Here is a 22,732-nt window from a genome sequence, read left to right as displayed (position 1 = left end):
TCAGTCTATATCGGGATACTGAAGAGGCGTTCATTCAACGGTTACAACGGTTCAGCGAGTACTGCGCCAGCCGATAATCCAGGCCACAAAACCGGCAGCGAACAGGCCAGCCGGTACAATATCCGCTTCGACCTGACTCACCAGCAGTATCGTCCCGCTCAGCAGCAACGTCGCTCCCACGCCCAGCAGGTAGCGAGCCTGACCATGACGGGTACGTTGCGAACGCAACTCGCCGGTCAATAACTCCATGTTCTGCTTCAACATTTTATGCTGACGTAAGCTGTCGTAGAACAATTCGGGAATCTCGGGCAGCTTTTCTGCCCAAAACGGCGCTTTCTCTTTAAATGCCCGCAACATGGCAGGCAAGCCGACTTGATCCTTCAGCCAGGTCTCCAAAAAGGGCTTCGCCGTCTTCCACAAATCCAGCTGAGGGTAGAGCTGACGCCCGACTCCCTCAATGTACAGTAACGTCTTCTGGAGCAACACCAACTGGGGTTGCACTTCCATATTGAAGCGACGCGCCGTATTAAAGAGGTTCAATAATACATGACCGAAAGAAATTTCTGCTAACGGCTTTTCAAAAATGGGCTCACAAACGGTACGGATAGCAAATTCGAACTCTTCTACGTTGGTATCAGCCGGTACCCAACCAGAATCTACGTGCAATTCAGCGACGCGACGGTAGTCACGGTTGAAAAAAGCAATAAAGTTCTCTGCCAGATAGCGCTTATCTTCTTTATTCAGAGAGCCGACAATGCCGCAGTCAATCCCGATATACTGCGGATCTTCCGGATGTTCATAACTGATGAAGATATTGCCGGGGTGCATATCGGCATGGAAAAAGCTGTCGCGGAATACCTGAGTAAAAAAGACCTGAACGCCACGCTCGGCCAGCAACGGCATGTTGACACCATGCCGCTTCAACGCATCGATGTCCGATACCGGAATACCGTAGATACGCTCCATGACCAGCACTTGTTCGTTGCAGTAATCGGAGTACACCTCCGGAACATACAACATCGGGCTGTTTTCAAAGTTTCGCCGCAACTGGATGGCGTTAGCCGCTTCACGCAGCAGGTTCAGCTCATCCAATAGCGTTTTTTCGTAATCGCGTACCACTTCACGCGGCCGCAAGCGACGGCCATCCGGCAGCAATAGCGGTAACCAGCCAGCCAGCCGATTCATCAGGCGCATGTCCGCCTTGATGACCGGCAATATATCCGGGCGAATGACTTTGATGACGATATCTTTACCCGTTGTTTTCAGTCTGGCGGTATGCACCTGAGCAATCGACGCCGATGCCAGCGGCTTAGCGTCAAAATCATCAAACCAGGTTTCCAGCTTGCCGCCCATCGACGTTTCAATCTGGTAACGGGCCAGTTCGCCATCAAACGGCTCAACCTGGTCTTGCAGCATCGCCAGTTGATCGGCAATGGCCGGAGGAAAGAGATCACGGCGTGTGGACATCATCTGACCAAACTTGATCCACACAGGACCAAGCTCCTGTAACGCCAGTCGCAGACGCTCGCCCAGTGGCTGACCTTTGTGACGATTCGGTAACCAGAACAGTAAACAACGCCAAAGGCGTAGCGGCATGGTGAGAGGAATACGCGGGATCAACTCATCCAGCCCGTAGCTCAGCAATACCCGGATAATCCGGTATAACCGCAACAATTCTCCCGGTGTCATGGCGCTCCCTCCAGTTTTGCCAGCCTGACGGACAGTGCCTCCACCGATTGCGCCAACGCCTCTACTTCGTCAGCAAACCAGAGCCCTTCCAGCTTGCCGGGTGCCAGACGCCACTCCTCGGTTACGGTTTCCGACAGCGCTTGCTGCTGGCGGCATGCTGAACGCATCAACGTCCCCGCAACCTTACCCGCCGCCTGACTCAGCCCTTCGGCCACCACATCACCCAGCCAGGGCGACAGCCATTCTGCCGGGTCAAACTCCGCCAGATCCAGCAAGGTGACAAACTGCTGCGCCACCTGTATATCCCCTTCCAGCACCAATTCACCACTGCGCATCAGCGCAGACAATTGCTGCCGGTCACGCAATTTCATCAATGCCGGTAAGCGGGTTTGCAACCAACAGTCTGGCTGCTCTGCCCACTGACTCACCACATCAAGGCGATATTCGGAAAAAACCAATACCAACGGCGTACCCAGTTCCGCCACATCCACTCGCAACGTTTTTCCGTGCAAACGCTGACGGGCGGCTTTCAGACTCCGGTCACGGAACAAAAGCTGGTTGAGCGCTGTTTCCAGTGCCGCCGTCAACACAGGCATTATCAACATGGGAGTATCCAACTCAGAATTTAAATCCGCGATGCAGCGCCACGATACCGCTGGTCAGATTGAAGTAATCCACACTGTCAAAACCGGCATCGACCATCATCCCTTTCAATGTCTCCTGGTCGGGATGCATACGAATGGATTCCGCCAGATAGCGGTAACTACCAGCATCACTGGCAACCATTTCGCCAATACGGGGCAACACGTGGAAAGAATAGACGTCGTAGACTTTGCTCAACGCCTTCACGGTAGGTTTCGAGAACTCAAGCACCAGCAAACGACCACCGGGTTTCAGCACCCGGTACATAGAGCGCAGTGCTCGCTCTTTTTCGGTGACGTTACGCAGTCCGAACGAAATGGTGATGCAGTCGAAAAAATTCTCTGGAAACGGCAGCGCTTCCGCATTGGCCTGGACATAACTGACATTGCCCACCACACCGTTATTACGCAGCTTCTCGCGTCCTACTTTCAGCATTGACGCATTGATATCCGCCAATACCACTTCACCTTCATCCCCCACCAGACGGGAGAATTTGGCGGTAAGATCGCCGGTACCACCCGCCAGGTCCAGCACGCGCTGGCCACGGCGTACACCGCTGCACTCAATGGTAAACCGTTTCCAAATACGGTGAATGCCAAATGACATCAGATCATTCATCAGGTCATATTTGGCAGCCACAGAATGAAAAACATCCGCCACCATGGCTTCCTTATCATCTTTCGCTACCGTGCGAAAACCAAAATGTGTCGTCTTATCCGAATCGTCTACCATGTTATCCACCTGCTTCTTCAACTTCAGGATCGCATTACCCATTAATGGGTAGCATTAATGGATAGAGAGTGTACCAGACCCCGCTCAAAAGCGACCGCCCTTCTTTCCACCCTGTGCGCTGAACCTGATCAACGTCATACCGCTGTGCCATTCGGCACATCATCCATGCCATCTACACTGTGTTCAGTCTCATCATCATGCGCGTTTTGTGACAATGCGAACAACGCATCAGGTGCCAAAGGTTCATCCTGCATCATCGGTACATTGACTGGCCGCTTAATCGCCACTCCCAATGCTCTGAACCCTTCGGCCTGACCTATCAAATTGCCACGCCCGGACGCCAGCTTCTTCATCGCCTGACGGTAACCTGCCTGCGCTTTATCCAGCCCTTGCCCCAGCGACGCCATATCATCAACGAACAAACGCAGTTTGTCGTACAACCGTGACGCGCGCTCGGCGATTAACTGCGCATTGCGGCTTTGCTGCTCATAACGCCAGAGATTGTTAATCGTCCGTAACGCTACCAGTAAAGTCGTGGGGCTGACCAGCATAATATTGTGGCGTAATGCCTCGGTGATCAGATCAGGCTGACGATCGATAGCCACCAGAAACGCCGGTTCGACGGGAATAAACATCAATACATAGTCGAGAGAACGCAATCCCGGTAGTTGTTGGTAATCCTTGCTGCCCAGCAACCGAATGTGATTACGGATAGACAACAGATGTTCATTCAGGGCCGCCGCTCGTTCAGCTTCATTATCGCTGTTGAAATAGCGCTCATAAGCCACCAGCGACATTTTGGCGTCGATAACCACATCTTTGCCATGCGGCAGTCGCACAATCACATCCGGTTGCAGGCGGCTATTGCTAGCGGTCTGAACGCTGACCTGAGTGTCATACTCATGCCCTTCACGCAGCCCGGAACTTTCCAGTACCCGGCTCAGTACCACTTCCCCCCAGTTACCCTGGGTTTTGTTGTCGCCTTTTAACGCATTGGTGAGGTTGATAGCCTCCTGCGCCATCTGGGCGTTGAGTTGTTGCAGATTGCGGATTTCATGCGCCAGCGTATGTCGCTCACGCGATTCCGCCCCGAAGCTCTCTTGCACCTGACGGCGAAAACCATCCAGTTGCTCCCGTAACGGCGTCAACAACCTCTCCATGCTCTGCTGGTTTTGCTGGTCCACCTTATGCCCGGTCTGCTCAAAGATACGATTGGCGAGGTTTTCAAACTGAGTAGACAAACGCTGTTCGCTATTCATCAGCAACCGCTGCTTCTCTTCCGCCGCCAGCCGGGTTTCTTCAAGGCGAATGGTGACTTCACGCAGTTCTGCTTCCTGCGCACCGTTGGCCTCACGCAATGCACGCAGTTCCTGATTGAGCTGGGCGCACTCTTCACGCAACTCTGCCAGTTGCCGCAGTTTTTCCTCACCCGCCGCCAGTTGTGCGTGTAGCGAATGTAACGCCTGCGCCTGTTGATCCAACCGCTGCTGGTCTTGCTGCCGCGCTTGCTGGTTTTCGCTCAGTTGCTGGCGCGTCTGCTCCAGCGCCTGCTGCTGTAACCGAAACTCGGTATCATGCCGCGCCTGACGCTGCTGTTGCAGCAAGCTGGCCGCCAGCCAGCCCAACAACAGACCAACGACGCCACCGCCGATGCCATAAAACAAGGAGATATCCACACCGCCTCCAGGTTATCAGTACCACTGCACGCCAAGGTAAAGTGAGGCTGTATATCTGTCCAGAGGTTCTGTGCGAAATCGGCCGGAAAAGCGCTCGAACGGCGAGAAAATGCGAGCTGACATCAGAAAGCAGAAGGTCGAAGGCAGAAAAGGAGAAGGAAGATAGAAAAAACAAAACCGGCCCGCAGGCCGGTTCTGATCACGATAACCGAGATTACGCCAGACGTTGCTTCGCGTCGGCAATCGCGCGTGCGACTTGCTGCGGCGACACCCCGCCCTGTGCAGCGCGCTTATCCAGACAGGACTGCAACGACAGCACCGGATAGACATCGTCTTCGATAACTGCGCTGAACTGTTTGAGGTCCACCAGTGACAGCGCTTCCAGCGCTTTACCCTGACGAATCGCCTCCACCACCGCTTCACCAACGATGTGGTGCGCTTCGCGGAACGGCACACCTTTGGCAACCAGATAATCAGCCAGTTCGGTCGCGTTGGCATAGCCCTGCTGTGCCGCTTCCTGGCAGCGCGGACGTTTCACCTGAATGCCTTCCAGCACCAGTGACGCCATCAACAGGCAGTCGTGCCAGGTATCCAGCGCATCGAACAGCCCTTCCTTGTCTTCCTGCATATCTTTGTTATAGGCCAGCGGCAGCCCTTTCAGCGTAACCAGCATACCAGCCAGCGCGCCCTGAACACGGCCGCATTTTCCGCGGATAAGCTCCAGTGCATCCGGGTTTTTCTTCTGCGGCATCAGGGAAGAACCGGAAGTCACGCGGTCAGACAATTCGACAAATGCCGCTTCACCGCTGTTGAAGAAAATCAAATCTTCGGCAAAGCGCGACAAATGCACCATACCGATAGACGCATCGGACAGCAGTTCCAGTACGTGATCACGGTCAGAGACCGTATCCAGACTGTTGCGGGTAGCAGAGGCAAAGCCCAACCAGCCAGCCAACTGCTCGCGGTCGATAGGATAAGCGGTGCCCGCCAGCGCGCCGCAGCCCAGTGGGCTGACGTCCAGACGCTTGAGCGTATCCTCAAGACGGCTCTCATCACGTGCGAGCATTTCATGGTAAGCCAGACACCAGTGAGCGAAAGTCACCGGCTGTGCGCGTTGCAAGTGGGTATAGCCCGGCATCACCGCATCCTGATTCGCTTCGGCGGTAGCGACCAAGGCCGCACGCAGATGACGAATCGCCTGCGCCAGCTCGCTCACCTGCGCCTTGCACCACAGTTTCAGGTCCGTCGCCACCTGGTCGTTACGGCTGCGCCCGGTGTGCAGTTTTTTGCCCAGATCGCCGACTTTCTCGATCAGTTTCTGCTCTACCCAGCTGTGGATGTCTTCCGCATCGCTTTGCAGGATAGCTTCCGGGTCTGCCTGCACCTCGGTTAGCAACGCATTGAGTGCCTGCTCCAGTTGCTGCTGCTCCTGAGCGCTCAGTACATTTACCGTCACCAGGGCTTTAGACCAGCCGATAGACCCGATAATGTCCTGCTCCGCCAGACGGTAATCAAACCGCAGTGAATCGTTGAATTGTTTAAAACGCGTATCTGCCGCCTGCGTGAACCGTCCGCCCCACAAAGCCATAACTACACTCCCGGTCTCTCTGATAAAAGCGGGCCGACTCCCGTTCAGCCCGTGATTGAACTGCCGTGTTCTTCCGGCGACTAACGCGGGAAGAACACGTACGACATGCTGACGGATTACGCCAGAATGCGGGTACCGATAGACACGCCGTTGAACAGCATGGGTAACTGCTCGGCATGGCGCCAGCTGGCGATATCGACCGGACGACCCAGCGCATGCGCCGCGTCCAGTGCCGCATTCACTTTAACGATCATACCGTCGGTAATAATACCCTGAGCGATCAGCTCTTGCGCTTTACCAGCGGTCATTTCCGCAATGCGCTGACCTTTACCGTCCAGAATGCCGCTCACATCGGACAACAGAATCAAATCCGCGCCCAGCGTCTGTGCCAGCGCGGTGGCAGCCTGATCGGCGTTAACGTTCATCAGTTCACCGCCAACGGTAATACCGATGGAGCTGATGACCGGCAGATAACCGGCGCTCAGCAGGGTGTTGAGCAGTGCCGGGGAACCCGCTTCCGCTTTGCCCACATGGCCCAGTTCATCATTCAGTTGTGTTACCACGGTACTGCCGCCATCTGCCAGACTCAGGCCCACAGCGTTGATGCCGTGACGAATCGCCCAGGCCAGCAGGGTTTTATTGGCAGAACCGGCCAGCGCGCCGGTAATAATGTCGATTTGATCGGCTGGCGTCACACGCAGGCCGTTTTTCTTGACCACCGGCAGCGACAGTTTCTTCATCAGGTCATCGACCAGACAGCCGCCGCCATGAACGATCACCAGCGGGCGCTGATGCTGTTGACGGTAAGCGACCAGCGCGGTGAACAGGCGCTCCAGCGCCTCTTCGCTATCCAGTAATACGCCACCTAATTTGATAATTAACGGATTCATCGGTCTTTGCGCCTCAGGGTGTCATCAGAGTAAGGATTGGGTTTCAGGGAAACCGAAGCGAATGTTCATGCACTGTACCGCCTGCGCCGCCGCACCTTTGAGCAGGTTATCTTCGGTAGCGACCACGATCAGGTGCTCGTCTTGCACCACAAAGCCGATATCGCAGAACGGCAGTCCGACTACCGATTTCAGTGCCGGTACGCCTTTTTCATACAACCGCACCAGCGGTTTGTCGTGATAAGCGTTGTGGTAGGCTTCCGCCACGTCCTGCGCGGTGACGCCCGGCTGCAAACGACAGGTAATCGTCGCCAGAATACCACGCGGGAAATTGCCCAGATGCGGGGTGAAAATCACCGGAATACCGAGATGGGTGGCGATTTCCGGGTGATGGCGATGATTGAAAATGCCATACGGCTGCAGGCTGACTTCACAGAAACTGTTGGTCATGCTCGCCTTACGACCCGCACCGCTGACGCCGCTGGTGGCATCAATCACCGGCCACTGGTTCGGGTTCAGCAAACCGCCTTCCACCAGCGGTTTCAGTGCCAGTTGAGACGCGGTGGGGTAACACCCCGGCACAGCGATAAGCCGCGCTTGCTTGATAGACTCTGCCTGCCATTCCGCCAGGCCATACACCGCCTGCGCCAGCCAGTCGGTATGCTGGTGTTCGAAGCCGTAGTAACGGGTATAAAATTCAGGATCCTGCACGCGGAATGCGCCAGACAGGTCGAACACGGTACAACCGGCGTTCAAGAATTGCGGTGCAAGATCGTGGCTCACCTTGTGGTCAGTGGCCAGAAACACCACATCCACACCCTTTGCGGCCTCGGCCACATCGATCAGTGGCTGCACCGGTAAGTCGATAATGCCTTTAAGCTGAGGGTGCAGGTCAGAAATGCGTTTTCCCGCATCAACGCTTTGCGCAGAGACCGCTAAAGCGGTTATGTTCATCTGTGGGTGACGGTTCAGGTACAAGGCCAGTTCAGCGCCAGTATAGCCACTTGCACCAACGATCAACGTGTTCAGCATGAGTTCGGTATACCTTTATTGCCAGATAGGTGGAACAGTAAGCAGGCTCATCAGCGTGGCCACGCCGTTCACCCACAACAGCCAGAAGAAACGATTATGCGACAATCTCGCCGCGCCGCACAGCTTGTGATTTCATTTCGCCTGGCATTATTGTATTTTTATTCACAATAAATGCATGAATATTGATACTATCCTAACCCAGAGGCTGTCAACAGTGAAGATGAATTTACCCCCTTTTATGGAGCTCTACCGGGCATTGATCGCCACTCCGTCCATCAGCGCCACCGAGCGCGCACTGGATCAAAGCAATGAGACCTTAATCAATCTGTTGGCGGGATGGTTTAGCGATCTGGGTTTTCATGTCGATGTACAGCCGGTTCCCGGTACGTTTAATAAATTCAATTTGTTGGCCCGTCTGGGTGAAGGTAACGGCGGGCTGCTGCTGGCCGGTCACACCGATACCGTGCCGTTCGACGACGGACGCTGGACGCGCGACCCTTTTACCCTCACCGAGCATGACAATAAGCTCTACGGGCTCGGTACCGCCGACATGAAAGGCTTTTTCGCCTTTATTCTTGATGCGCTGCGTGATGTGGATGCCAGTAAGCTGACCAAGCCGCTGTACATTCTGGCCACCGCAGATGAAGAAACGACGATGGCGGGTGCCAAATACTTCTCCGAATCGACTGGTATCCGCCCGGATTGCGCTATTATCGGCGAACCCACCTCGCTACAACCGGTACGCGCCCACAAAGGCCACATGTCGAATGTCGTTCGTATTCAGGGCCAGTCCGGTCATTCCAGCGACCCGTCACGCGGTGTTAACGCCATCGAACTGATGCACGAGGCCATCTCTGAACTGATGGGGCTGCGCAACACGCTCAAAGAGCGCTATCACAACCCGGCATTCCACATTCCTTACCCGACCATGAATTTCGGCCATATTCATGGCGGTGACGCCGCTAACCGCATTTGCGCCTGCTGCGACCTGCACATGGATATCCGCCCACTGCCCGGCATGACGCTCAGCGATCTCAACGGCTTGTTGAGCGAAGCGCTGGCACCGGTCAGTGAGCGCTGGCCGGGCCGACTGACCATCAGCGAACTGCACCCGCCGATTCCCGGCTATGAATGCCCGGCGGACCATCAACTGGCACAGGTGGTGGAAAAACTGGTGGGGCAACCGACCGATGTGGTGAACTACTGTACCGAAGCGCCATTCATTCAGGAGTTGTGCCCGACACTGGTACTCGGCCCCGGCTCTATCAATCAGGCGCATCAGCCAGATGAATTTATCGATATGTCGTTCATCAAACCCACGCGCACCCTGATTACCCAGTTAGTGCACCACTTCTGCCAGCACTGATTTCGCCAGCCGATTTCACGTACTGCGTGTTTTCATCATTTGCCCGGCATTGATTGCCGGGCAATCTCCTGACAGCCGAACCGTTAGTCTCAACACTGCCGTCCCTCGTCGTTTCTGCCTTTTTATTGCCGTTTTATCGTCCAATGACTCGCCGCCTGCTTGCTTTCTCCAGCGCCATAAGATAAGTGTCACTTATCAGCAAGCTTTTGTAATTAAATTTCACAAATTGCCTTTGTACCGGTTAAACGGGTACAACTGTAGTGATTAAAAGACGTTCATTGACGAACAATGGCGAACATGGCTAGATAAAAGACAGTAACCACACAATTATTATGTGTAATAAATTTACAAAATCATGAGGTGGGTCAGGGTAACTATGAATGAACAATATTCCGCCATGCGGAGCAATGTCAGCATGCTGGGTAAATTGCTCGGCGATACCATCAAGGATGCGCTGGGTGCCAATATCCTTGAGCGGGTTGAAACCATCCGCAAGCTATCTAAAGCGTCGCGGGCGGGGAGTGAAACACACCGTCAGGAACTGTTGACCACGCTGCAAAACCTGTCCAACGAAGAACTGCTGCCGGTCGCCCGTGCGTTCAGCCAGTTCCTTAACCTGACCAACACCGCCGAGCAGTACCACAGTATTTCTCCGCACGGCGAAGCGGCCAGTAACCCGGAAGCGCTGGCGACGGTGTTTCGCAACCTGAAAAGCCGCGACAACCTGAGCGACAAAGACATCCGCAATGCGGTGGAATCGCTGTCTATCGAGCTGGTACTGACCGCACACCCAACGGAAATTACCCGCCGCACGCTGATTCACAAGCTGGTAGAGGTCAATACCTGTCTCAAGCAGCTCGATCACAACGACCTGGCCGACTACGAACGCCATCAGATCATGCGTCGTCTGCGCCAGCTGATTGCCCAGTACTGGCATACCGATGAAATCCGTAAAATTCGCCCGACGCCGGTAGACGAGGCCAAGTGGGGCTTTGCGGTGGTGGAAAACAGCCTGTGGGAAGGGGTGCCTGCGTTCCTGCGTGAACTCGACGAGCAGATGGACAAGGAACTGGGCTACCGCCTGCCGGTGGATTCAGTGCCGGTGCGCTTTACGTCCTGGATGGGTGGCGACCGCGATGGCAACCCGAACGTGACCTCTGAAATCACCCGTCGTGTGCTGTTGTTAAGCCGCTGGAAAGCCGCCGACCTGTTCCTGCGGGATGTGCAGGTGCTGGTATCTGAACTGTCGATGACGACGTGCACGCCCAAACTACAGCAACTGGCTGGCGGCGATGAGGTGCAGGAACCTTATCGCGAATTGATGAAAAACTTGCGTGCGCAGTTAACCACCACGCTGGACTATCTGGACGCGCGCCTGAAGGGCGAACAGCGGGTGCCGCCCAACGATCTGCTGGTCACCAACGACCAGCTATGGGAACCGCTTTACGCCTGTTACCAGTCACTGCATGCCTGCGGTATGGGGATCATCGCCGATGGTCAATTGCTGGATACGCTGCGCCGGGTACGCTGCTTTGGTGTACCGCTGGTGCGCATCGACGTGCGTCAGGAAAGTACCCGTCACACCGACGCGCTGGCGGAAATCACCCGCTATCTGGGGCTGGGGGATTATGAAAGCTGGTCTGAATCCGACAAGCAGGCGTTCCTGATCCGCGAGCTGAACTCCAAGCGTCCGTTGCTGCCGCGGCAGTGGGAACCGAGTGCTGACACACAAGAAGTACTGGAAACCTGCCGGGTGATTGCCGAAACCCCACGCGACTCCATTGCCGCGTATGTTATCTCGATGGCGCGTACCCCGTCCGACGTGCTGGCGGTACATCTGTTGCTAAAAGAAGCCGGTTGCCCGTACGCGCTGCCCGTCGCCCCGTTGTTCGAAACCCTGGACGACCTGAATAACGCCGACAGCGTGATGATCCAGTTGCTCAATATCGACTGGTATCGCGGCTTCATTCAGGGCAAACAGATGGTGATGATTGGCTATTCCGATTCAGCCAAAGACGCCGGGGTGATGGCGGCCTCCTGGGCACAGTACCGTGCACAGGACGCACTGATTAAAACCTGCGAAAAATACGGTATCGCACTGACCTTGTTCCACGGTCGCGGCGGTTCAATTGGTCGTGGCGGTGCGCCAGCTCACGCCGCACTGCTCTCCCAACCGCCGGGCAGCCTGAAAGGTGGCCTGCGTGTAACCGAGCAAGGCGAGATGATCCGCTTCAAGTTCGGTCTGCCGGAAGTCACCATCAGCAGTCTGTCGCTTTACACGTCTGCCATTCTGGAAGCCAACCTGCTGCCGCCACCGGAACCGAAGCCGGAGTGGCATCACATCATGGATGAGTTGTCGCGTATCTCCTGCGACATGTACCGTGGTTACGTGCGGGAAAATCCGGACTTCGTGCCCTACTTCCGCGCCGCCACGCCGGAACTGGAACTGGGCAAACTGCCGCTGGGGTCACGCCCGGCCAAACGTCGGCCGAACGGCGGTGTGGAAAGCCTGCGCGCTATTCCGTGGATTTTCGCCTGGACCCAGAACCGTTTAATGCTGCCTGCCTGGCTGGGTGCTGGTGCGGCGTTGCAAGACGTGATCGACAAAGGGCATCAGAGCCAGTTGGAAACCATGTGCCGCGACTGGCCGTTCTTCTCCACCCGTATCGGCATGCTGGAGATGGTATTTGCCAAGGCCGACCTGTGGCTGGCGGAATACTACGACCAGCGGCTGGTGGACGAAAAACTGTGGTCGCTTGGCAAACAGTTGCGTGAACAGTTGGAAAAAGACATCCAGGCGGTGCTGACTATCTCTAACGACGACCATCTGATGGCCGACCTGCCGTGGATTGCCGAATCCATCGCGTTGCGTAACGTCTATACCGACCCACTCAACGTATTGCAGGCGGAATTGCTGCACCGCTCACGTCAGCAAGACACGACGGACCCACAGGTAGAACAAGCGCTGATGGTCACCATCGCGGGCGTCGCGGCCGGGATGCGCAATACCGGCTAGCCACCCATCAACACAAACCGGGAGCGATAGCTCCCGGTTTTGCGCTAATCGCTAACACCTTCACGCCAGATATTTATCCCGTAGCGCATCACGCGATGAGGCATCCAGACCGTAATCCTGCGCCAGCCAGTTATCCACCGACCCATGCTTCTCACGGATGGTGTGCAGCGCCGTCACCAGAAATTCTTCACGGGCCGAAAGCACAAAATCAAACCGCTTGAGCGCTTTCTCGCTCAGGCTGGACGCCAGGTCTTCCAACAACTGGCGGCGAAACGGAATCAGCGTGGATTCGGTGACCAGATAATCTTCCATCACCGTTTGCTCATCCGCCCCCAGTGCGAACAGCACCAGCGCCGAACCAATACCGGTACGATCTTTGCCTACCGCACAATGTTGCACCAAGGCACCGTCATCCGGCTGACGCAACAACGCCACCAGATGCTGATACGCCGGATTGCCAAACGGTAAACGGCGATACAGCTCCATCATGAACGCACGGGAGTCGAATGCCTCGAGTTTTTCCGAGCCTAGCGTTTCCAGGCTGGCGGTGACCTCATGACGCAACGGATTAGCCGGTACCGGATGGTAACGCGCACCAGACCACAGACGATCGGGTCGCAACGCCGCTTCGTCCTGATCACGGTAATCCACCACATGGGCCACCGGCACGCTGGCGAGATGGTCGATATCCCGCTCGCTCAGCATATCCAGCGCACCTGAACGAAACAGCTTGCCACGCCTGATCTGCCGCCCATCCGCCACGCGGATACCGCCCAAATCACGAAAATTGACGCCGCCATCAAGCGGCAGCAACGAGGGATGTAACAATGAGGATGAAGTCATACCTTTCCCTGTCGTTATCAAAAATGAATTATCAAGGGTTAGCTATCAAGGATCCGTTATCTGTACTGAATGATTACGGTTACACCATCGTCGAACGACGGCTACTGACGGGTATTATCCGGCCTGACAATTAAATTAGCATGAAGGCAGACAAACCGATGAACAGCTCGTGGGGTCGATGTACAGAAAGACAAAAGGCGGTACGAACACGCTCGTACCGCCCTGCCGGGCTAGCGACCCGGTAATAACATCATAACTATTGGTGACATCACAACTCTTGATGGTTTCACAACGCTCAGGCGCTCAGCAATTTGCGAGCCGCCGACAACACCACATTGACGGACGCGTGTTCCGCTTTTTGCATCGTAGCGGTATCGGGGATTTCCTGCTGGGTGCGGTTGACGATCACACCCGCGACCATACCAGCACGCAGCCCCTGACTGGCACACATCGTCAGCAGCGTAGCGGATTCCATTTCATAGTTCAGCACACCCATGCTCTGCCATTCCGCCATCGACCCCTGAAAACGCCGCACGACCCGACCAGAAAAGGTATCGTAGCGTTCCTGGCCCGGATAGAAGGTATCTGAAGAGGCGGTAATGCCGACATGCAGCGTCGCCCCTGCTTCACGCGCCGATTCTGCCAGTGCACAGGTACAGGCAAAATCCGCCGCCGCCGGGAACTCCAGCGGTGCAAAATGCAGGCTGGCACCGTCCAGACGTACCGCGGCGGTGGTGACCAGCACATCGCCCACCGCGATATGCGGCTGGATAGCACCGGTCGTGCCGACACGCAGGAAGGTACGCACACCCAATTGCGCCAGTTCTTCTACCGCAATCGAGGTAGAGGGGCCGCCAATACCGGTGGAGCAGACAATTACCGGTTTGCCCGCCAGTTCCGCACGCCAGGAGGTGAACTCCCGGTGCGACGCCAGAAAGACCGGGTTCTCCATCAAGCGAGCAATCTTTTCCACGCGAGCCGGGTCGCCGGGCACTATCGCCAGCGTGGCTCCTTGTAAATCCTGTTTTGTTAAACCGAGATGAAATACATCGGACATAAACGCCTCCCAGGCAAGCCGTCAGGTACAGCACCATCTTAGCGCACAGATTGTCGCCGTTAAGTGAAGCACGTCGCTCATTGGAAAGTAACGAACATCTATTTACATTAATAATGTGATTTTAATCACATTTTAGACTGTAATCACCCGTTATTGCGCCACACAATGTGGCACAGCGTGTGGCACCGATTGCCCTATCTGGTTGCCGAAATTCGCAATACACTACAAAGTTCCTACACTTGCTTAACGCGGGTGCGACATGTCCCGCTGGCAGATTCCAGTCTTGATAAAGGAAAGGCAATGAAAACCGATGAGCTACTGACACTCAGAGAGACCACACGGGCATTTTCGCCAGCTGTCATGCCGCTGGCTTCTTCCGCCATTACCACCGATGCCGTCGGGCTGGTGGCCGGTGAAACCACGATACCTTCACAGGGTGATAATCTGCCGGCCTATCTTGCCAAACCCGAACAGGCCGACGGCCCCTTACCGATTGTACTGGTCGTGCAGGAAATCTTCGGTGTACATGAGCATATTCGTGATGTCTGTCGGCGGCTGGCTAAACAGGGCTATCTGGCCATCGCACCGGAACTCTATTTCCGGCAGGGCGACCCGCAGCAATACAGCGATATCCCCACATTACTGAGTGAACTGGTCAGCAAGGTGCCAGACAATCAGATCTTATCTGACCTTGACCACACCGCACACTGGGCGGTACGCCAGGGTGGGGATGCCAAACGTCTGGCAATTACCGGTTTCTGCTGGGGTGGACGCATCAGTTGGTTGTACGCCGCACATAACCCACAGTTAAAAGCCGCGGTTGCCTGGTACGGCAAGCTGGTCGCCGAAAAAACACTGACCTCGCCCCAACATCCGGTAGATGTCGCCAAAGAGCTGAGCGCCCCGGTGCTTGGGCTATACGGCGGGCAGGATAAAGGTATTCCGCTAACACAGGTGGAAACCATGCGTCAGGCACTACGTGCGGTCAATGCAGATGCGGAAATCGTGGTTTATCCCGATGCCGATCACGCCTTCCATGCCGACTACCGTGCGACATACCATGAAGCCTCAGCCAAAGACGGCTGGCAACGTATGCTGGCGTGGTTCGCCCGCTACGGCGTGGTGTAATCAGCTTCTCGGATGAAAGTGGAATTCAGTATTTCGCTTTCATCCGCTCTCATAATACGCAATGAGCATGGCGCGTATCACAGTTGATTCCCGGCATTTTGCATTTCTTAATCTTTGTATTTATTCACTAACACAGAGCCGTATTTAAACAGGCGATATCGTTTTTCCACCCGCGCACTACAGCCGCCATATTTTTACTCTCCTCATTGAGACAACAGCAATCTGCTGCTTGCGTCTGCATCATCACCCTACATGTCGTACCACACCGGTGCGCCATGACTCACAAGAACATGAGGAGTCCCTATGCCTAACGTATTTGCCCAGTACACAGAGAAACAGCCGTTTGGCAGCGAATCCTGTGGTGCTTTCTCACTGGCGGCATTAATCAATGCAAGAAATGCTGGCCCACTGAATAGTCCGACAGGAAGCAATATTTACAGTGAGGTCATTCATAAACAAAGTAGTCTACCGGTAGGCTACCCCCCACTATTTAAGGGAAGCGACCCGCGATCTCTACCGTCAACCCTTGTCGCGCTGGGGATTGCCAGGGGATTTGCCTGTGCTCAGGTAACACATACGTCGGCCGTTCCAGCAGCGCTAGCGCCGCTGATTCCAGCAGAGATCACGCTTATCGGTACTACGGCCAGCGTACAGGAGAAGGAAACGTATAAATTGCAGGATCTGCTGGGAAGCAACGGTTATTACCTTGCTCTGGTCGATGAAGGCAACCACTGGATCGCCATAGTACGTGATGCCAGCGGCCTGTATGCCTATGACCCAGCCAACGGCAGCAGCGGCACCGCGACGGTTACCGACAACGACATCACTGGTGCAGTAAGCCATACGTTTTCCGGCGTGCTGATCCACTTTGCCGCTTAGGCCAACCCGCTTTCGCGTTGAGGCAGCTTACCCTACGGTGAGTTTTCGCCGATGCCTAAAACAGGAAGCCATCATTTAACAGGCGCAACGAATGTAAAAAGGGAGACACTATCGTCTCCCTTGTTATTTCAGGCGGTGATGCGCAACGCCCCAGCCTGGGCGTCACATCCTGTGGTTCACGCGTGTCCTTTCATCCTTTGTGCCATTCCCCATCACCATTTTCGGCTGACTTATTCCGCTGTTTCGCGCAGGCGCTTAGCTGCCTGCACCATGTTCGCCAGTGACTGACGGGTTTCCGGCCAGCCACGCGTTTTCAGGCCGCAGTCCGGGTTCACCCACAGGCGTTCTGCCGGAATACGCTGAGCCGCTTTACGCAGCAGGGCTTCAATCCATTCGACGCTCGGTACGTTCGGTGAATGAATGTCGTACACGCCTGGGCCAATTTCATTCGGGTACTCGAACTCTTCGAACGATTCCAGCAGTTCCATATCAGAACGCGAGGTTTCGATGGTGATCACGTCCGCATCCAGTGCCGCGATAGAGTCCATAATGTCGTTGAATTCGCAGTAGCACATGTGGGTATGAATCTGGGTATCGTCTTTCGCGACCGCCGCATTCAGGCGGAACGCATCGACGGCCCACTCCAGATACGCCGCCCAGTCGGAGCGATGCAACGGCAAACCTTCACGCAGCGCCGGTTCATCAATCTGGATGATGCCGATACCAGCCTGTTCCAGATCCGCCACCTCGTCGCGCAACGCCAGCGCAATCTGCTTAGCGATAGTTTCACGGCTGACGTCTTCACGCGGGAAGGACCAGCACAGAATCGTAACCGGACCGGTCAGCATGCCTTTTACCGGCTTGCTGGTGAGCGATTGAGCGTACTTCGCCCACTCAACCGTGATCGGCTCAGGACGGCTGATGTCGCCAATCACCACCGGCGGTTTAACGCAACGGGAACCGTAACTTTGCACCCAGCCGTTTTGCGTGAACACGAAGCCATCCAGATGCTCGCCGAAGTACTCCACCATGTCGTTACGTTCAGCTTCGCCGTGCACCAGTACATCCAGTTCCAGACGTTCCTGTTCCACAATCGCCTGTTTGATGTGCTCGGCAATGCCGATGCGGTAGTTCTGTCCATCCAGGCGACCTTGTTTGAAATCCAGACGCAAGCCACGGATTTCGGTGGTTTGCGGGAACGAACCGATGGTGGTGGTCGGCCAGTCTGGTAGCTGGAAACGTGCACGTTGCGCTTGTGCACGAACCGGATACGGATTCTGACGCTGGCTGTCTTGTGCCGTGATCGCGGCCAGACGCTTCGCCACTTCTGGGTTATTCACACGGGTCGATGTCTGGCGGGCACGGATCGGTGCGCTGTATGCCACCAGTTCGTCGCCATTGCCGCTATTAAGCGCGCGGGTCAGCAACGCCAGCTCCTGGCACTTCTGTATCGCAAAGGCGAACCAGCTCTTCACTTCCTCGTCCAGACGAGTTTCAACGCTGAGATCAATCGGGCTGTGCAACAAAGAGCAGGAACTACCCAGCCACAATGTACGCTTGCCCAGCAACGGTTGCAGACGCTCGAACCAGCTCGCCAGATCGGCTCGCCACACATTACGACCGTTGATGACCCCCAGCGACAGCACCCAGTCGGCAGGTAACTGTGCATTGAGTGCGGCAGCATCGTCTTTGCCGTGAACCAGATCGACATGCAGCCCCTGCACCGGCAGTGCCTTGATCACGTCCAGATTCTGGCCGATGCTGTCAAAATAGGTGGTCAGCAGTAACTTCACCTGACCTTGCAGCGCTGCGTAAGCCGGTTTAAACGCCGCTTTCCATTCAGCATCCAGTTCCAGCGCCAACACCGGCTCATCAATCTGCACCCATTCGATGTCGCGTTTAGCCAGCTCAGCCAGTACCTGCTGATACACCGGCAAGACCGCGCTCAACAGCTCAAGACGATCGAAGGCTTCCCCTTTGACTTTCCCCAGCCACAGATAGGTTACCGGGCCCAGCAGCACGGGTTTCACCTTGTGGCCCAACGCTAATGCCTCATCGACTTCATCCAGCAGTTGGGTCCAGGTCAGTTTGAACTGCTGACCTTTGGTAAATTCCGGCACCATATAGTGATAGTTGGTGTTAAACCATTTGGTCATTTCGGCCGCCGCTGCCGGATTACCGGTCGGCGCACGGCCACGGCCGATGCGGAACAGGGTATCCAGATTCACGGAACCATCCGCATTCTGGTGACGGGCTGGCACGTTCCCCAGCAACAGGCTGGTGGTCAGCACATGGTCGTACCAGGCAAAATCGCCCACTGGCAGCAATTCAACGCCAGCGTCTTTCTGTTGTTGCCAGTGACGGGCACGCAACTCACGGCCCACATTCAGCAGTTCTTCCTGCGTGCTGTTCCCTGCCCAATAGCTTTCCTGCGCTTTTTTCAGTTCACGACGCAGCCCGACACGCGGAAAACCGAGAGTGTGATTTAGAATTGCCATGCTTGAATCCCCATTTAGCCGTCCAGATGTTTACACATCCATAATCCGCAGGTAGTGTAGTCAGTACAAGCGCAATTTATTCACCGTCACTGTGAAGGACTCTCATGATCGAACTCAAACACTTACGGACACTACAGGCACTGCGCACCACGGGCTCGTTAGCCGCCGCCGCTGCACAGCTCCATCAGACGCAATCGGCCTTGTCGCATCAATTCAGCGATCTGGAACAACGGTTGGGGTTCCGTTTGTTCGTCCGTAAGAGCCAGCCGCTACGCTTTACGCCGCAGGGGGAAATTCTGCTGCAGCTGGCTGAGCAGATCCTGCCGCAGATTCAACAAGCCCTTCAGGCCTGCAACGAACCGCATCAAACTACCCTGCGACTGGCTATCGAATGCCACAGTTGTATCCAGTGGCTAACACCGGCGCTGGAACAATTTCACCAGAGCTGGCCGCAAGTGGCCATGGACTTCAAATCCGGCGTCACCTTTGACCCACAACCCGCCTTGCAGCAAGGCGAGCTGGATTTGGTGATGACCTCTGACATTCTGCCGCGTAGCGGTCTGCACTATTCGCCGATGTTTGATTTTGAGGTACGACTGGTGCTATCGCCGGATCATCCGCTGGCTGCCAAGGCTGTCATCGTGCCTGATGATTTGGCGCAGGAAACGCTCATGATCTACCCGGTTCAACGCCAACGACTGGATGTATGGCGTCACTTCCTGCAACCTGCTGGGGTCAGCCCGTCACTAAAAAGTGTCGACAATACGCTGCTGTTGATCCAAATGGTGGCGGCACGCATGGGTATCGCCGCGTTGCCGCACTGGGTGGTGGAGAGTTTTGAACGCCAGGGTCTGGTGGTCACCAAAACCCTGGGGGACGGCTTATGGAGCCGACTCTATGCCGCCGTCCGCGATGGTGAGCAGCGTCAGCCGGTTATCGAGGCATTTATTCGTTCTGCGCGTCAGCATGCCTGCGAACATCTGCCGTTTGTGCGGGACGCTTCACGACCCAACGCTGGTGCACCCACAAGGCCAGCGCAATAATCGCTGACCCGATAGCAAAGCTGGTCCAGTTCGGCGTTTTCTGCCAGAACGCGAAATTGACCAGCAACCCGGCCGGGACGTGAAAGTTATTCATAATACTCAACGTACCGGCATCCACCTGCGTTGCGCCATAGTTCCACATAAAATAGCCCAGGCCCGAAACCACCACGCCGAGAAACACCAATACCCCCCACTGTACCGGCGCGGTGGGCAGTTTGGTCACATTACCAAACAGCGCCCAGGCCACCAGGGTCACCAACGCCGCACCAAGATAGAACCAGGAAAAGGCGCTGTGCTGCGGCATCGGATACACTTCCATCAGCCGCTTATACCCTACTTGCCCCAACGCAAAACAGATATTTGCCGCCTGAACCAGCAACAATCCCCACCAAAAATGATCGCTGACGCCGTGGTAGTGGATCACCGCCGCGCCCAGTACCGCCAGCAATGCGCTGAATGCATACCCCCAACGCAAGCGGTGCCCGCTCAGCAAGTCGTAAATCAGCGTGACATACAGCGGCGTCATGACTGAAAACAGCAGAATCGTCGGTACATTCAGGTAAAGGTAACTACGGAACAGGAACAGGTACATGACGCCAAGCTGGAAAACCCCCACCAGCAAATACAACCCCAGGGCTTTAGCGGAATAACCGCGCCAGCGCAGGAAAGGCAGGAAGACTAACGCCGCCAGCACCAGTCGGAACATGGCGGAAAACCAGCTATCAACCTGACCGGCCAGGTATTCGCCTATCAGGCTGAACGAAAACGACCAGATAATGGTGGTAATGATTAATAACGGCACGGCGTGACTCGCTCTATAACACGAAACAGATGAAGCATTGTAGTCGAGTCAGGCGACTGAATTTTCCTCAATATGGTTTACATAAGAACAAAATATAGCCACTCAACTACTCAGAATTGCCAGCGTAGCCAGGCGAAAAATACGTTGCCGTTGTTATAGGTGCCGGGAATATAGGTAGCCTGAAAAGACAGCCGTTGATAGCTGACCGATGCCAGCGGCAAGAGCACCGGGATTGGAATATAGTGCCAGTTATCACGCATGGTGACACCTGCGGTAAACCCCAGCCCGAACTGGACATCCTGATCTTCCAGCGGCCGCCAGCGTTTTTCATATCCATAACCGCCAATCGGTTCCCACTTATTAAACGAGTCTTTAAACGCCATGACATACAAGGCATGCCAGTCGCCATCGCTATCCAACCGCGATACGCCGTACCCCGCTCCCCAGGGGCGCTCGTTGTACTTATCGGTCTTCGCCCTATCGTAAGTCCAGCGGTTGTGCCAGGTAATCGCTGGCACATACAAGTCCTGAGACTGCGGGTGTTGCCAGGTCTCCGACAGGTTATTACTGGCGCGTTGCCAGAAGCTCGGGGCCGGATCACGCCGGGTAGTACTGTCACTCTGGGTAGTACTATCATTCCGAGTAGTACGATCGAGAAGCGTAGTGCTATCGGTCAGGGTATTTTCAGCGGACAGAGCGTCAAACGTCGGAATCAAGAACAGAGCAGACAACGCTAAGAGGCGGCTGTGTGATATCAGTATTAATCGCATAAACAACATTCCCAAAAGTCAAGCGCCCACAACCCGCTCGGGTTGTCTGCCGCGGGTTTTCCACCGCACGCCATGGGCCAGACACTGATATACAATGATTCTTACCGGGTTAAATACCCCTAAAACGGAAATGCCGGGTTAATACAGGGTTTTTGAGAAGTTTCTTAGCGAAAACAGAGAGTAAACGGCAGGGAAACGATGATGTTTATGGGTGGGGGTTCGGCTTGCCGTGCGGCAAACCGAAAAATATTAAATACCGTCGCCGTCCTCAAAACCACGCAGCGAGCCGTTGAAATACTGGTCCATATCCAGTGAGGGTTTATCAGTTTCCGGGCGGCCAACAATCCGCGCCGGTACGCCTGCCGCAGTGGTGTGCGGCGGTACTGGCTGCAATACTACCGAGCCTGCGCCAATCTTGGCACCACAGCCCACTTCGATGTTACCCAGAATCTTGGCACCTGCGCCTATCATCACCCCCTCACGGATTTTAGGGTGACGATCGCCATTGGTTTTACCGGTTCCCCCCAGGGTCACCGACTGCAAAATCGACACGTCATTTTCTACCACCGCCGTTTCACCGATCACGATGCCGGTGGCATGGTCGAGCATGATGCCACAACCGATGCGCGCCGCCGGGTGAATATCGACCCCAAACGACACGGAAATCTGATTTTGCAGATAGATAGCCAGTGCCTGACGGTCCTGACGCCATAGCCAGTGTCCGATGCGATAAGCCTGCAACGCATGAAACCCTTTCAGGTAAAGCAGTGGTGTCGAATATTTATCCACCGCCGGGTCACGCAGTCGCACCGCCATAATGTCGCGTGCCGCAGACGCAATCATCTGAGGCTCAGCACGGTAAGCCTCTTCCACCACTTCACGAATAGCAATGGCCGGCATAATGGCATTGGCCAGTTTATTCGCCAGCATATAGCTCAACGCGCTGCCCAGATTTTCATGTTTTAGCAGCGTCGCGTGAAAGAAGCTGGCCAACATCGGTTCACACTCCGCCAGACTGCGCGCTTCTTCCTTAATGTGTTTCCAAACCAGCTCCAGCTCATCATTCGACATCGCGACACCTCTT

General features: G+C 55.3%; 19 protein-coding genes. 6 read left to right on the top strand and 13 right to left on the bottom strand.

The window, feature by feature from the left end:
* Positions 1-51: 51 nt before the first annotated feature.
* From ubiB to argC, 7 genes are all read right to left on the bottom strand, one after another.
* On the bottom strand, positions 52-1,689 hold the full coding sequence (gene ubiB / locus LF929_RS00970) for a ubiquinone biosynthesis regulatory protein kinase UbiB (protein WP_210175126.1): 1,638 nt from the start codon (positions 1,687-1,689) through the stop codon (positions 52-54).
* A complete protein-coding gene (locus LF929_RS00965) occupies positions 1,686-2,294 on the bottom strand; it encodes an SCP2 domain-containing protein (protein ID WP_038903009.1) in 609 nt (202 codons plus the stop codon). Before LF929_RS00965 ends, ubiB begins: the two co-directional genes overlap by 4 nt.
* Before the next feature lie 13 nt (positions 2,295-2,307).
* A complete protein-coding gene (ubiE, locus tag LF929_RS00960; RefSeq protein WP_210175125.1) occupies positions 2,308-3,063 on the bottom strand; it encodes a bifunctional demethylmenaquinone methyltransferase/2-methoxy-6-polyprenyl-1,4-benzoquinol methylase UbiE in 756 nt (251 codons plus the stop codon).
* A 134-nt stretch (positions 3,064-3,197) separates the two neighbouring features.
* Positions 3,198-4,739 (bottom strand): DNA recombination protein RmuC, encoded by a 1,542-nt coding sequence (rmuC, locus tag LF929_RS00955; RefSeq protein WP_226093340.1) that lies wholly within the window; start codon positions 4,737-4,739, stop codon positions 3,198-3,200.
* 214 nt (positions 4,740-4,953) lie between these two features.
* Entirely contained in the window at positions 4,954-6,327 is a 1,374-nt protein-coding gene (argH, locus tag LF929_RS00950) for an argininosuccinate lyase (protein ID WP_038903007.1), read from the bottom strand.
* A 116-nt stretch (positions 6,328-6,443) separates the two neighbouring features.
* Positions 6,444-7,217: an acetylglutamate kinase gene (gene argB, locus LF929_RS00945; RefSeq protein ID WP_226093341.1), complete on the bottom strand. Its 774-nt coding sequence runs from the start codon at positions 7,215-7,217 to the stop codon at positions 6,444-6,446.
* Between the two features lie 24 nt (positions 7,218-7,241).
* Positions 7,242-8,246, bottom strand: a complete 1,005-nt coding sequence (argC, locus tag LF929_RS00940) for an N-acetyl-gamma-glutamyl-phosphate reductase (RefSeq protein WP_226093342.1) — start codon at positions 8,244-8,246, stop codon at positions 7,242-7,244.
* 214 nt (positions 8,247-8,460) lie between these two features.
* Between argC and argE the strand changes: the two genes are divergently transcribed.
* Positions 8,461-9,612: an acetylornithine deacetylase gene (gene argE / locus LF929_RS00935; RefSeq protein WP_016943436.1), complete on the top strand. Its 1,152-nt coding sequence runs from the start codon at positions 8,461-8,463 to the stop codon at positions 9,610-9,612.
* A gap of 376 nt (positions 9,613-9,988) precedes the next feature.
* Complete coding sequence (ppc, locus tag LF929_RS00930) at positions 9,989-12,628, top strand: phosphoenolpyruvate carboxylase (protein WP_038903006.1); 2,640 nt, start codon at positions 9,989-9,991, stop codon at positions 12,626-12,628.
* Positions 12,629-12,688: 60 nt separating this feature from the next.
* On the opposite strand, the gene LF929_RS00925 is transcribed toward ppc, so the two are convergent.
* Positions 12,689-13,471 carry a tyrosine-protein phosphatase gene (locus LF929_RS00925; RefSeq protein ID WP_012882929.1) on the bottom strand — a complete coding sequence of 261 codons (783 nt, stop codon included), beginning with the start codon at positions 13,469-13,471 and terminating at the stop codon, positions 12,689-12,691.
* On the opposite strand from LF929_RS00925, the gene LF929_RS00920 reads away from it, so the two are divergent.
* Positions 13,462-13,605, top strand: a complete 144-nt coding sequence (locus tag LF929_RS00920) for a hypothetical protein (RefSeq protein WP_210177390.1) — start codon at positions 13,462-13,464, stop codon at positions 13,603-13,605. The genes LF929_RS00925 and LF929_RS00920 overlap by 10 nt on opposite strands.
* A gap of 161 nt (positions 13,606-13,766) precedes the next feature.
* Here the strand turns inward: LF929_RS00920 and udp are convergent, their stop codons facing one another.
* Complete coding sequence (udp, locus tag LF929_RS00915) at positions 13,767-14,528, bottom strand: uridine phosphorylase (protein ID WP_038903005.1); 762 nt, start codon at positions 14,526-14,528, stop codon at positions 13,767-13,769.
* Positions 14,529-14,828: 300 nt separating this feature from the next.
* On the opposite strand from udp, the gene LF929_RS00910 reads away from it, so the two are divergent.
* Together LF929_RS00910 and LF929_RS00905 are read left to right on the top strand one after the other, a co-directional pair.
* Positions 14,829-15,656: a dienelactone hydrolase family protein gene (locus tag LF929_RS00910; protein WP_226093343.1), complete on the top strand. Its 828-nt coding sequence runs from the start codon at positions 14,829-14,831 to the stop codon at positions 15,654-15,656.
* Positions 15,657-15,959: 303 nt separating this feature from the next.
* Positions 15,960-16,535: a hypothetical protein gene (locus LF929_RS00905; protein WP_038903002.1), complete on the top strand. Its 576-nt coding sequence runs from the start codon at positions 15,960-15,962 to the stop codon at positions 16,533-16,535.
* Positions 16,536-16,765: 230 nt separating this feature from the next.
* On the opposite strand, the gene metE is transcribed toward LF929_RS00905, so the two are convergent.
* Positions 16,766-19,033, bottom strand: coding sequence for a 5-methyltetrahydropteroyltriglutamate--homocysteine S-methyltransferase (gene metE / locus LF929_RS00900; protein ID WP_210175119.1), 2,268 nt, complete (start codon positions 19,031-19,033; stop codon positions 16,766-16,768).
* Between the two features lie 104 nt (positions 19,034-19,137).
* Here metE and metR point away from each other — a divergent pair, with 104 nt between their 5' ends.
* Entirely contained in the window at positions 19,138-20,076 is a 939-nt protein-coding gene (metR, locus tag LF929_RS00895; protein ID WP_016943444.1) for an HTH-type transcriptional regulator MetR, read from the top strand.
* On the opposite strand, the gene LF929_RS00890 is transcribed toward metR, so the two are convergent.
* The 3 genes from LF929_RS00890 to cysE all read right to left on the bottom strand — a co-directional run bounded on the left by LF929_RS00890 (position 19,979) and on the right by cysE (position 22,719).
* Positions 19,979-20,878 carry a carboxylate/amino acid/amine transporter gene (locus tag LF929_RS00890; protein ID WP_226093344.1) on the bottom strand — a complete coding sequence of 300 codons (900 nt, stop codon included), beginning with the start codon at positions 20,876-20,878 and terminating at the stop codon, positions 19,979-19,981. The genes metR and LF929_RS00890 overlap by 98 nt on opposite strands.
* Positions 20,879-20,988: 110 nt before the next feature.
* Positions 20,989-21,648 (bottom strand): lipid IV(A) palmitoyltransferase PagP, encoded by a 660-nt coding sequence (pagP, locus tag LF929_RS00885; RefSeq protein ID WP_226093345.1) that lies wholly within the window; start codon positions 21,646-21,648, stop codon positions 20,989-20,991.
* 249 nt (positions 21,649-21,897) lie between these two features.
* A complete protein-coding gene (gene cysE / locus LF929_RS00880; RefSeq protein ID WP_012882922.1) occupies positions 21,898-22,719 on the bottom strand; it encodes a serine O-acetyltransferase in 822 nt (273 codons plus the stop codon).
* Positions 22,720-22,732 lie beyond the last annotated feature (13 nt).

It is taken from the genome of Dickeya oryzae (assembly GCF_020406815.2).
Lineage (GTDB): Bacteria > Pseudomonadota > Gammaproteobacteria > Enterobacterales > Enterobacteriaceae > Dickeya > Dickeya oryzae.
The sequence above is the reverse complement of the archived record's forward strand: the minus strand, read 5'-3'. Positions and strand labels throughout refer to the sequence as shown.